Source organism: Pseudomonas sessilinigenes, from assembly GCF_003850565.1.
GTDB classification, from domain to species: domain Bacteria; phylum Pseudomonadota; class Gammaproteobacteria; order Pseudomonadales; family Pseudomonadaceae; genus Aquipseudomonas; species Aquipseudomonas sessilinigenes.
The window spans coordinates 1,285,563-1,297,607 of the sequence record NZ_CP027706.1 but is presented as its reverse complement, the minus strand read 5'-3'; the positions used below and the strand labels follow the sequence as shown (position 1 = coordinate 1,297,607).

General features: G+C 59.8%; 9 protein-coding genes. All 9 read right to left on the bottom strand.

Annotation, left to right across the window (positions count from 1 at the left end):
- Positions 1-58: 58 nt before the first annotated feature.
- Positions 59-1,006 (bottom strand): acetyl-CoA carboxylase carboxyltransferase subunit alpha, encoded by a 948-nt coding sequence (locus C4K39_RS05865; protein WP_068580400.1) that lies wholly within the window; start codon positions 1,004-1,006, stop codon positions 59-61.
- Between the two features lie 139 nt (positions 1,007-1,145).
- On the bottom strand, positions 1,146-4,670 hold the full coding sequence (dnaE, locus tag C4K39_RS05860; protein ID WP_068580402.1) for a DNA polymerase III subunit alpha: 3,525 nt from the start codon (positions 4,668-4,670) through the stop codon (positions 1,146-1,148).
- A gap of 205 nt (positions 4,671-4,875) precedes the next feature.
- Positions 4,876-5,508 (bottom strand): ribonuclease HII, encoded by a 633-nt coding sequence (gene rnhB / locus C4K39_RS05855; protein ID WP_124348317.1) that lies wholly within the window; start codon positions 5,506-5,508, stop codon positions 4,876-4,878.
- A gap of 11 nt (positions 5,509-5,519) precedes the next feature.
- The gene (gene lpxB, locus C4K39_RS05850) at positions 5,520-6,650 is read right to left on the bottom strand and encodes a lipid-A-disaccharide synthase (protein ID WP_124345855.1); all 1,131 of its coding nucleotides are present in this window, start codon (positions 6,648-6,650) and stop codon (positions 5,520-5,522) included.
- 2 nt (positions 6,651-6,652) lie between these two features.
- A complete protein-coding gene (lpxA, locus tag C4K39_RS05845) occupies positions 6,653-7,429 on the bottom strand; it encodes an acyl-ACP--UDP-N-acetylglucosamine O-acyltransferase (RefSeq protein WP_124345854.1) in 777 nt (258 codons plus the stop codon).
- Positions 7,426-7,866, bottom strand: coding sequence for a 3-hydroxyacyl-ACP dehydratase FabZ (gene fabZ, locus C4K39_RS05840; protein WP_068580407.1), 441 nt, complete (start codon positions 7,864-7,866; stop codon positions 7,426-7,428). The genes lpxA and fabZ overlap by 4 nt, the downstream gene beginning before the upstream one ends.
- A gap of 109 nt (positions 7,867-7,975) precedes the next feature.
- Positions 7,976-9,031, bottom strand: a complete 1,056-nt coding sequence (lpxD, locus tag C4K39_RS05835; protein ID WP_068580409.1) for a UDP-3-O-(3-hydroxymyristoyl)glucosamine N-acyltransferase — start codon at positions 9,029-9,031, stop codon at positions 7,976-7,978.
- A 3-nt stretch (positions 9,032-9,034) separates the two neighbouring features.
- Complete coding sequence (locus C4K39_RS05830) at positions 9,035-9,538, bottom strand: OmpH/Skp family outer membrane protein (protein ID WP_068580411.1); 504 nt, start codon at positions 9,536-9,538, stop codon at positions 9,035-9,037.
- A gap of 45 nt (positions 9,539-9,583) precedes the next feature.
- Positions 9,584-11,974 carry an outer membrane protein assembly factor BamA gene (gene bamA / locus C4K39_RS05825; protein ID WP_124345853.1) on the bottom strand — a complete coding sequence of 797 codons (2,391 nt, stop codon included), beginning with the start codon at positions 11,972-11,974 and terminating at the stop codon, positions 9,584-9,586.
- Positions 11,975-12,045: the final 71 nt, after the last annotated feature.

Genomic DNA, 12,045 nt, shown 5'->3' with positions numbered 1-12,045 from the left:
CGATCAACGGCGCCAGGTTTCCAGCACGCCTACTCCTGCAATGCAGGGTAGCGGTCGATCAGAGACCGTAGCTCATCAAGCGGTCATAACGACGAGCCAGCAAGGTGTCGTTATCCATTTCCTTGAGCATGGCCAGCTGCGAGCTGAGCTCGGCACGGATCAGCGCGGAGGTCGCTGCCGGATCGCGATGAGCACCACCCAGTGGCTCTGCAATCACCTTGTCGACAATGCCCAGGCCCTTGAGACGCTCTGCGGTGATACCCATGGCTTCGGCGGCATCAGGAGCCTTTTCTGCGGTTTTCCACAGGATGGAGGCGCAGCCTTCTGGCGAAATCACCGCATAGGTGGAGTATTGCAGCATGTTCAGTTGGTCACACACACCGATGGCCAAGGCACCGCCGGAACCACCTTCACCGATCACGGTGGCGATGATCGGGGTCTTCAGGCGCGCCATGACCCGCAGGTTCCAGGCAATGGCTTCGCTCTGGTTACGCTCTTCGGCGTCGATGCCTGGATAGGCACCCGGGGTGTCGATAAAAGTCAGGATCGGCATCTTGAAGCGTTCGGCCATTTCCATCAGGCGGCAGGCCTTGCGGTAGCCTTCCGGACGCGGCATGCCGAAGTTGCGGCGAACCTTCTCGCGCACTTCGCGGCCCTTCTGGTGGCCGATGATCATCACCGGCTGCTCGTCCAGGCGGGCAACGCCACCGACGATCGCGGCGTCGTCGGAGAAGTGGCGATCGCCATGCAGCTCGTCGAACTCGGTGAAGATGTGCTGGATGTAGTCCAGGGTGTAGGGACGACGCGGGTGACGCGCCAGACGAGCGATCTGCCAGCTGGTGAGCTTGCCGAAGATGTCCTCGGTCAGGGTCTTGCTCTTGTCCTGCAGGCGGGAGATCTCATCGCCGATATTCAGCGAATTGTCATTACCGACCAAGCGCAACTCTTCGATCTTGGCTTGCAGGTCGGCGATCGGCTGTTCGAAATCAAGAAAATTCGGGTTCATAGGCGTCCGTCTGGGGTCGACATCCAGTGAAGCTGGGGCCGGCCGGTTGTCTGTTCGCGCCCTACCTTAAGGGACAGGCGCGATGAGGTCGATATTAAAAATTCAAGTAACGACGAGGCGCACTGATGGCACCTCACCGTCAACGGTATTGCAGGAAGACGTTGTCTTTCCCGAACTGGTCACGCAAGGCCTGAATCAAGCTGTCCGCCGGGTCGATGCGCCAGGCCTCGCCGAACTGCAGCAGGGTCTTGGCATCGTCGCGACTGTACTCCATGGAAATCGGGCACGCGCCGCGATGGCGCTTGAGCAGATCGCCCAGCCAGCGTAGCTGATCGCCCTTCAGGGCATCGCTGTGGACTTTCAGGCGCAGGCTTTCGGCCAGGTTGGTCCGGGCATCCTCCATGCTCATCACCCGCTTGACCCGCAGGCGCAGGCCACCGGAGAAGTCATCGTTACTGACCTCGCCCTCCACGACCACCATGGCGTCGGTCTGCAGCAGGGCCTGGGCAGCCATGAAGGAGTCGGCGAACAACGAGGCCTCGATCCGCCCGGAACGGTCGTCGAGGGTGATGAAGCCCATCTTGTCGCCCTTCTTGTTCTTCATCACCCGCAGGGCAATGATCATCCCGGCCACGGTCTGGGTGTCGCGCGCCGGCTTCAGGTCAATGATGCGCTGGCGGGCGAAACGACGGATCTCGCCCTCGTACTCGTCGATCGGGTGGCCGGTCAAATACAGGCCCAGGGTGTCCTTCTCGCCCCGCAGGCGTTCCTTGAGGGTCAGTTCGCGAGCCTTGCGGTGGTTGCCATAGACGTCGGCATCCTCCTCGACGAACAACCCGCCGAACAGGTCGGCATGGCCGCTATCGGCGGTCCGGGCAGTCTGTTCGGCCGCCTTGATCGCCTCCTCGAGGGCCGACAGCAATACCGCGCGGTTGCGATCAATATTGGCCTGGTAGGCCTTGAGCTCGTCATGGAAGTAAGGCCCCAGGCGGTCCAGGGCGCCACTGCGGATCAGCGCATCCAGGGTGCGCTTGTTGATGCGCTTGAGGTCGACCCGGTCGCAGAAGTCGAACAGGTCCTTGAACGGACCGCCTTCGGCCCGGGCCTCGACAATCGCTTCCACCGGGCCTTCGCCCACGCCCTTGATCGCCCCCAGGCCATAGACGATACGACCATCGTCGTTGACCGTGAACTTGAAGTCGGAGCTGTTCACATCCGGCGCATCGAGGCGCAGCTTCATGCTGCGCACTTCCTCGATCAGCACGACCACCTTGTCGGTGTTGTGCATATCCGCCGACAGTACCGCGGCCATGAACGGCGCGGGGTAGTGGGTCTTGAGCCAGGCGGTCTGGTAGGAAACCAGGCCATAGGCCGCCGAGTGGGATTTGTTGAAGCCATAACCGGCGAATTTTTCCACCAGGTCGAAAATGTTACCGGCCAGGTCCGCTTCGATGTTGTTGGCTACACAACCCTCGATGAAACCACCGCGCTGCTTGGCCATCTCCTCGGGCTTCTTCTTACCCATGGCTCGACGCAGCATGTCCGCACCACCCAGGGTGTAGCCGGCCATGACCTGAGCGATCTGCATCACCTGTTCCTGGTACAGGATGATGCCGTAGGTGGGCGCCAATACGGGCTTGAGGCCTTCGTACTGATAGTCCGAATGCGGATACGCCAGTTCGGCACGGCCGTGCTTGCGGTTGATGAAGTCGTCCACCATGCCCGATTGCAGAGGGCCCGGACGGAACAGCGCCACCAGTGCGATAAGGTCTTCCAGGCAGTCGGGCTTGAGCTTCTTGATCAGCTCCTTCATGCCGCGGGATTCGAGCTGGAACACGGCCGTGGTCTCGGCCTTCTGCAGCAGCTCGTAGGTTTTCTTGTCATCCAGCGGGATGAAGTCGATGTTGACGTCGGGCAGGTTGCTCTTGGCCTGCTCGCGGTTGATGGTCTCCATCGCCCATTTGATGATGGTCAGGGTCCGCAGGCCGAGGAAGTCGAACTTCACCAGGCCCGCCGCCTCGACGTCGTCCTTGTCGAACTGGGTCACCAGGCCGCCGCCCTCTTCGTCACAGGCGATCGGCGAGAAGTCGGTGAGCTTGGTCGGCGCGATTACCACGCCGCCGGCGTGCTTGCCGGTACCGCGGGTAACCCCTTCGAGCCTCAAGGCCATGTCCCAGATCTCGCGGCCGTCCTCATCGGTCTTGAGGAAGTCGCGCAGCATCTCCTCCTGCTCGTAGGCCTTCTCCAGGGTCATGCCGACCTCGAAGGGGATCATCTTCGACAGACGATCGGCCAGGCCGTAGGATTTACCCTGGACCCGCGCCACGTCGCGCACCACCGCCTTGGCGGCCATGGTGCCGAAGGTGATGATCTGGCTTACCGCGTTGCGCCCATAGGCCTCGGCCACGTAGTCGATCACCCGGTCGCGGCCGTCCATGCAGAAGTCGACGTCGAAGTCGGGCATGGAAATACGTTCAGGGTTGAGGAAACGCTCGAACAGCAGGTCATAGGCCAGCGGGTCGAGGTCGGTGATCTTCAGCACATAGGCCACCAGGGAACCGGCACCCGACCCCCGGCCCGGACCGACGGGGACGTCGTTGTTCTTGGCCCACTTGATGAAGTCCATAACGATCAGGAAGTAACCTGGGAAGCCCATCTGGATGATGATATCCAGCTCGAACTTCAGGCGATCCAGGTAGAGCTGGCGCTTCTCTTCATAGTTGGGCGTGGTGTCCTTGGGCCAGAGCACCGCCAGGCGCTCTTCCAGGCCTTCGTGAGACACGTGGCGCAGGTAATCGTCGATGCCCATGCCGTTGGGCGTCGGGAAGTCAGGGAGGAAGTACTTGCCCAGCTGCACCGTGATATTGCAGCGCTTGGCAATCTCCACGGTGTTTTCCAGCGCCTCTGGCAGGTCGCTGAACAGCTCGGCCATTTCCTCGGCGCTCTTGAGGTATTGCTGGTCGCTGTAATTCTTCGAGCGGCGCGGATCATCCAGGGCACGGCCTTCACCGATGCATACCCGGGTCTCGTGGGCCTCGAAGTCGTCCTGCTTGATGAAACGCACATCGTTGGTCGCCACCAGGGGCGCGCCGATCTTGTCGGCCAGAGCCACCGCACCGTGCAGTTGCTCTTCGTCATTGGGCCGGCTGGTGCGCTGCACTTCCAGGTAGAAGCGATCCGGGAAAACCGCCATCCACTCCAGGGCCAGGGCCTCGGCGACCTGCAGGTCACCATCCACCAGGGCCATGCCGATCTCGCCCTCCTTGGCTGCCGACAGCATGATCAGGCCTTCGGCCGCTTGTGCCACCCACTCGCGCTCGATGATGGTCAGGCCATTGCGCTGGCCCTCGGTAAAGCCACGGGAAATCAGCTCGGTGAGGTTGCGATAGCCCTCGGCGTTCATCGCCAGCAGGCTGATACGGCTGAGGGGGCCGTCCTGATCCTTGCTCGACAGCCACAGGTCGGCACCACAGATCGGCTTGATCCCAGCCCCCATGCTGGTTTTGTAGAACTTGACCAGGGAGCACATGTTGCTCTGGTCAGTGACGGCTACCGCTGGCATGCCCATGCCAGCCAGGGCCTTGACCAACGGCTTGATCCGCACAAGGCCGTCGACCAGGGAAAATTCAGTGTGCAGGCGCAGGTGAACGAATGAAGCCGGCATAGTGATCCTGTAAATAGCGCGAAAACAACAAGGCCCGGACATCGGGCGGTTTAAAGACTCGAACTCGGCGCTACCGCGCAGGCCAACCCGCGTAAACGCTCATCGGCCGAGGCCAGGTGCGCTTTATCGCCAGTGTTTTTCTTGCCGTCGTTCTTGGAGCTTCAAAGCAGCCGGATTGTACCGGGCCTTAATTAAAACATCAGCCTCAGGACTGAACCTGGCCCAGCGCTTCTCGCGCCTCATAGGCCAGACGTACGGGAGCGAAGGAACGCCGGTGAATCGGTGTTGGCCCCAGGCGCGCCAAGGCTTCCAGATGCACAGGCGTCGGGTAACCCTTGTGGCCGCCGATGCCGTACCCTGGGTAGATCAGCTCGAAAGCCGCCATCTCCCGATCGCGGCTGACCTTGGCCAGAATCGACGCCGCGGCGATCGCTGGAACCTTGCTATCGCCCTTGACCACCGCCTCGGCCGGCATCGCCAGCCTTGGGCAACGATTGCCATCGATCATGGCCAGCTTGGGAGTCACGCTCAACCCCTCGACCGCCCGCTGCATGGCCAGCATCGTGGCGTGGAGGATGTTCAGCTCATCGATTTCCTCGACTTCCGCCCGCGCAATGCACCAGCTCAGAGCTTTTTCGCAAATCTCGTCGAACAACTGCTCACGACGGGCCTCGGTGAGCTTCTTGGAATCGTTGAGACCGAGAATCGGCCGCTTCGGATCGAGAATCACCGCCGCCGTAACCACCGCCCCACACAGCGGGCCACGCCCGACTTCATCGACACCGGCGACCAGGTCTTCGGCATCAGCGACCAGGGTGAAATCCAGCCCCATCTGCATCTTGGAGTTGCTCATTGGGCTTTACCTATCAGTCCGAGTACCGCTTGTGCGGCCTGGTTGGATGCATCTCGCCGCAAGGTGCGCTGAATCTGGTCGAAACCGCTGGTCTGCTCCTGGCCCCCATCGATCAATGGCAACAGCGTCGCAGCCAGGGCGTCGGCCGTCGCATCGTCTTGCAGCAATTCAGGCACCAGCAAGCGCTGGGCCAGAAGGTTCGGCAAGGAAATATAGGGGCTCTTGACCATGCGCTTGAGAATCCAGAACGTCAGCGGCGCCAGACGATAGGCCACCACCATCGGTCGCTTGTAGAGCAGGGCTTCGAGCGTCGCGGTACCAGAGGCAATCAGCACGGCATCACAAGCTGCCAACGCCTTGTGCGACTGCCCATCGAGCAGGGTCAATGGCAGGTCGCGCCCCGCCAGCATCTCTTCCAACTGCGCACGACGCTGGGCGTTGGCACATGGCAAGATGAAGTGCACGCCAGGGCGCAAGGCCAGCAGGCGCTGGGCAGCATCCAGGAACAGGCTGCCCAGGCGCCCGACTTCGCCGCCCCGACTGCCGGGCATCAGAGCCACCAAGGGGCCCTCGGGCAATTCCAGTTCAGCACGAGCCCCGGCACGATCCGCATCCAGAGGAATGGCATCGGCCAGCGAGTGGCCAACGAATTTCACCGGCACGCCTTTCTCTTCGTAGAACTTGGCCTCGAAAGGAAACAAGGTCAGCATCAGATCGCAACCCTCGCGGATCTTCAGCACCCGTTTCTGCCGCCAGGCCCACACCGACGGGCTCACATAGTGCACCGTCTTGATCCCGGCCTGACGCAGCTTGAGCTCGATGTTCAGGGTGAAGTCCGGTGCGTCGATACCGATGAACACATCCGGCTTTTCTGCAATCAGTGTCTGGACCAGCTTCTTGCGCCGCGCCAGCAGTTCACGCAGGCGCCCGAGAACTTCCACCAGCCCCATGACCGCCAGGCGCTCCATGGGGAAATAGGAAACAAGCCCCTCGGCCTCCATCAACGGACCACCGACACCGATGAACTCCACCGCCGGATGCTGGGCCTTGAGGGCGCGCATGAGACCGGCGCCGAGAATGTCGCCGGAAGCTTCGCCAGCTACCAGCGCAATACGCAGAGTGCTCATGATTAGCGGGTGATGCCGCGGGTCGAAGACTGGATCGAGTCACGAAACAGTGCGACCTCAGGATACAGCTCGGCCGACTCGGCCAATTCGGCCAGGGCCTGGTCCACCGTCAGCCCCTGGCGATAGACCACCTTGTAGGCGCGACGCAGGGCGTGGATCGAATCATCGCTGAAACCACGACGGCGCATGCCTTCGAAGTTCATGCTGCGGGCTTCGGCCGGGTTGCCGAACACGGTGACGAACGCCGGGACGTCCTTGCCGATGGCGGTACCCATGCCGGAAAAGCTGTGGGCACCGATGTGGCAGTACTGATGCACCAGGGTGAAACCGGAAAGAATCGCCCAGTCATCCACATGCACGTGGCCGGCCAATGCGGTGTTGTTGACCAGGATGCAATGGTTGCCGATCACACTGTCGTGGCCGATGTGGGCATAGGCCATGATCAGGTTGTGGTCGCCCAGGGTGGTCTCGCAACGGTCCTGGATGGTGCCACGGTGAATGGTTACGCCTTCGCGGATCACGTTGTGATCGCCAATCACCAGGCGAGTTTCCTCACCCTTGTACTTAAGGTCGGGCGTATCCTCGCCTACCGATGAAAACTGGTAGATGCGATTGTGCTTGCCGATCCGGGTTGGCCCCTTGAGAACCACATGGGGCCCGATCACTGTACCCTCGCCGATTTCCACACCAGCGCCGACGATCGACCATGGGCCAACCTCAACGTCGTCGGCCAGGATGGCCGTCGGATCGATGATTGCGCGAGGGTCAATCAAACTCATAGTTTGCGTTCCGCACAAATGATCTCGGCGGAACAAACGGGCTTGCCATCAACCGATGCCTGGCACTCGAACTTCCAGATCTGGCGCTTGCAGCTAATGAACTTGGCTTCGAGGATCAGTTGATCGCCCGGCAGTACCGGCTGGCGGAAGCGCAGCTTATCGGAGCCTACGAAGTAGTAGAGGGTGCCATCAGCCGGCTTCACGTCGAGCATCTTGAAACCAAGAATGCCCGCAGCCTGGGCCATCGCCTCGATGATCAGCACGCCCGGCATGATCGGGTGCGCAGGGAAGTGGCCATTGAAGAATGGCTCGTTGATGCTGACATTCTTGTAGGCACGAATGCTCTTGCCCTCAACATCCAGGTCCACCACCCGATCCACCAACAGGAAAGGGTAACGGTGAGGCAAGTATTCGCGAATCTCGTTGATGTCCATCATTTCGGGGGGAAGCCTGTAGTAAAGATTGGGAGCACGCGGTTAACGCACGCTCCTCTAGCAAATCAAGGAGGCAGTCTAGCGGCTGTGCACACTTGATGTGGAAATGGTATCAGCCATCTGATGAAGCATTGCCGTCGGGGGTCACGTCCCCAACACGCTTTTCCAACTGGCGCAAACGCCGCGCAAGATCGTCGAGCTGACGGATGCGTGCCGCGCTTTTGCGCCACTCGGCAGCCGGTTGCATGGCTGTACCGGAAGAGTAGGCACCCGGCTCGGTAATCGAGTGGGTCACCATGGTCATCCCGGTGAGGAACACGTTGTCACAGATTTCAATATGCCCAACCAGGCCGACGCCGCCAGCAAGCATACAGTGCTTGCCAATCTTGGTACTGCCGGAGATGCCTACGCACGCAGCCATCGCAGTGTGATCACCGACCTGGACGTTGTGAGCGATCTGGATCTGGTTGTCGAGCTTCACACCGTTGCCGATGATGGTATCGGCCAGGGCACCACGGTCGATGGCCGTGTTGACGCCGATTTCCACATCATCGCCGATGGTCACGCCGCCGACCTGGGCAATCTTGTGCCAGATGCCCTTGGAGTTGGCAAAGCCGAAGCCTTCACCACCCAGTACGGCCCCGGATTGGATGACCACGCGCTTGCCGATGCGCACATCGTGATACAAGGTCACGCGCGGCGCCAACCAGCCACCTTCGCCGATCACGCTACGAGCACCAATCACGCAATGAGCGCCGATGGTTACGTCGGCCGCAATCTGAGCGCCGCTCTCGATCACTACGAACGCACCAACGCTGGCTGTCGGGTCCACCACGGCATCAGCCGCGACTACCGCCGAGGGATGAATGCCGGCTGGCGCCTTGGGCTTGGGATCGAACAGGTGGGAAACACGGGCATAAGACAGGTAAGGGTCCGCCACCACCAGTGCATCACCGGAATAGGACTGCGCTTCGGCTTCCTTCAACAACACAGCACCGGCCTGACTATCGGCCAGATACTTGCGGTATTGGGGATTTGCCAAAAAGCTCAATTGAGCTGGGCCGGCTTCCTGCAAGGTAGCCAGCCCAGTGATTTCCTTTTCCCCGTTGCCATGCAAGGTGGCACCGAGGAACTCGGCCAACTGGCCGAGTTTCATGGTTACAGTCATGTCTTACTTCAGCTGATTCATGCGCTCGATAACTTGGCGAGTGATGTCGTACTGAGGCTTGACATCAATCACTGCGCCACGCTCGAAGACCAGGTCGAAACCGCCCTTCTTGATGACTTCTTCAACAGCGCTGTCCAGCTTTGGCTTGAGCTGCTTGAGCATCTCGCGGTCAGCCACGGCCTTGGCTTCGTTCAGTTCCTTGGATTGGAACTGGAAGTCGCGGGCCTTCTGCTTGAATTCGAGCTCCAGGCGCTCACGCTCGCCTTGCTGCATCTTGTCGCCACCGGCCACCAGACGATCCTGGATGCCCTTGGCACTGCTTTCCAGGGTCTTGAGCTTGTTCAGCTGAGGACCGAACTTCTTCTCGGCATCCACGGCGTACTTCTTCGCTGCGTCCGATTCCAACAGGGCCATCTGATAGTTCAGGACGGCGATTTTCATTTCGGCAAATGCCGGGCTCGCGACCAGAACGGAGGCCAGGAGAACCAATTGAGTCAACTTACGCACGATGCACTCCTACAAAATCCATTGTCGTTATCTTGGGTCAGGCGCTTAGAAGGTCTGGCCGAGAGAGAATTGGAACACCTGAGTTTCAGCGTCGTCCGGTTTCTTGATTGGCATCGCCAGGGCAAAACTCAATGGCCCCAGAGCGGTTACCCAAGTCACACCGACACCCACCGAGCTGGCCAGGTTGGTGAAGCTGATATCGTCGCACTTACGTTTCAGGTTCGACGAAGGGATGGTGTTGGACGTGCTCTCGCAACGAGAGTCGAAGACGTTACCCACATCCCAGAACAACGAGGTACGCAGGGAACGCTGATCCTTGACGAACGGCAGCGGGAACAACAACTCGGCGCCGCCCTGGATCAACACGTTACCACCGAACGGCAACGGATCCTGATCCGAATCATTGATTGTCCCGGCGTTACCAGTCACACCCACACCACGGCTAGGCGTACTGCGCGGACCCAGGGTGCTGTCCTTGAAACCACGAACCGAGTTGAAACCACCGGCATAGTAGTTCTCGTAGAACGGCAAGCCCTTGGTATCGCCAAAGCCATCGCCATAACCCAGCTCGGTATGGAAACGCATGGTGTAGTTGTCGCTCAACGGAGTGAACAACTGGCCACGGTAATCGAGCTTGAAGAACGACAGGTCACTACCCGGCGTCGTGGTTTCCAGCACCAGGCTTTGCGAGTGACCGCGAGTCGCCAGTACGCCTTTGTTCAGGGTCGACTCGGACCAGCCGGCAGACGCCTTGAAGTTCAGGTAGCTCTTGCCCTGCTTGTTCACGAAGTCGAAGATTTCGTCGACGGTGTAACGACCCGTCTTGATCTTGTCTTGCTGCGCGCTAAGACCGAAGGTCAGGCGCGAAGTCTCGCTGATCGGGTAGCCCACATTGACGCCGGCACCCAGGCTGTCCACCGCATAGCTGGCTATGTCGGAATTAAGTTCCTTGTAGTCGGTGGTGCGATAGAAAGCGTTGTAGCCCAGGCTCACGCCATCGGCAGTCCAGTAGGGGTCGACATAACCGAAGTTGTAGCGGCTCTGGTACTCACTGCGGGTCAGACCGATGCTGACCTTGTTACCGGTACCCAGGAAGTTGTTCTGGGTGATGGAACCACCGAGGATCAGACCAGCGCTCTGGGCGAAACCGACACTGGCGGTGATCGAACCGGAGGCCTGTTCTTCCACGGCATAGTTGACATCGACCTGATCGTCGACACCCGGAACAGCCGGAGTCTCGACGTTGACTTCCTTGAAGAAGCCCAGGCGCTCAAGACGGGTCTTGGACTGGTCGATCAGGTAGGTCGATGCCCAGCCCCCTTCCATCTGACGCATTTCCCGACGCAGCACTTCGTCCTCGGACTTGGTATTGCCGCGGAAGTTGATGCGATTGACATAGGCACGCTTGCCTGGATCCACCACGAAGGTGATATCGACGGTGTGATCGTCATCGTGAGGCTGCGGCACGCCGTTGACGTTGGCGAAGGTGTAGCCATCGTTACCCAGGCGACGGGTAATCAACTCGGAAGTGGTGGTCATCAGCTTGCGCGAGAACACCTGCCCTTTCTCTACCAGCAACAGCGCCTTGACCTGGTCTTCAGGCACTTTCAGGTCACCGCTGAGCTTGACGTCACGAACGCTGTACTTCTCGCCTTCGTTGATATTGACGGTGATGTAGACGTGTTTTTTATCCGGGGTGATGGACACCTGGGTCGAAGCGATATCCATGTTGATATAGCCACGGTCCAGGTAGTAGGAACGCAGGCGCTCCAAGTCACCGGAAAGCTTTTCACGGGCATACTTGTCATCGTTCTTGAAGAACGACAACCAGTTGGTGGTCTTGAGTTCAAAGAGGCCGATCAGGTCTTCGTCGGGGAAAACGGTGTTGCCCACCACGTTGATGTGTTGGATGGCCGCGACGGTGCCTTCATTGATCTTGACCTTCAGGCCGACACGGTTGCGTGGCTGCGGAACCACCTCGGTTTCAACGGTAGCCGAGTAACGTCCCTGGGCGACATATTGACGCTGCAGCTCGTTACGCACCCCTTCGAGGGTCGCACGCTGGAAGATCTCGCCTTCGGCCAGGCCAGACTGTTTCAAGCCTTTCATCAGGTCTTCGGTAGAGATCGCCTTGTTGCCTTCGATCTCGATACTGGCGACCGATGGTCGCTCCACTACCGTGATGACCAGGACATTGCCCTCACGCCCCAGTTGGATGTCTTGAAAGAAACCGGTCTTGAACAGCGCACGAGTGGATTCCACCAGGCGACGGTCGTCCGCCTGTTCGCCGACGTTCAACGGCAAGGCACCAAAGACGCTACCCGCGGAAACGCGCTGAAGGCCGTTGACGCGAATATCGGAGATAGTGAAGGACTCGGCGTGAACTTCGGCGATCATCAATACGGAGAGAACCGCAGTTAGCAGCAGACGTTTCATGAAGTCCTTTCTTATTCCAACTGGCAATAAACAAACTGCCGCAAAATGCGGCAGATTCGCAATTCAGCGAA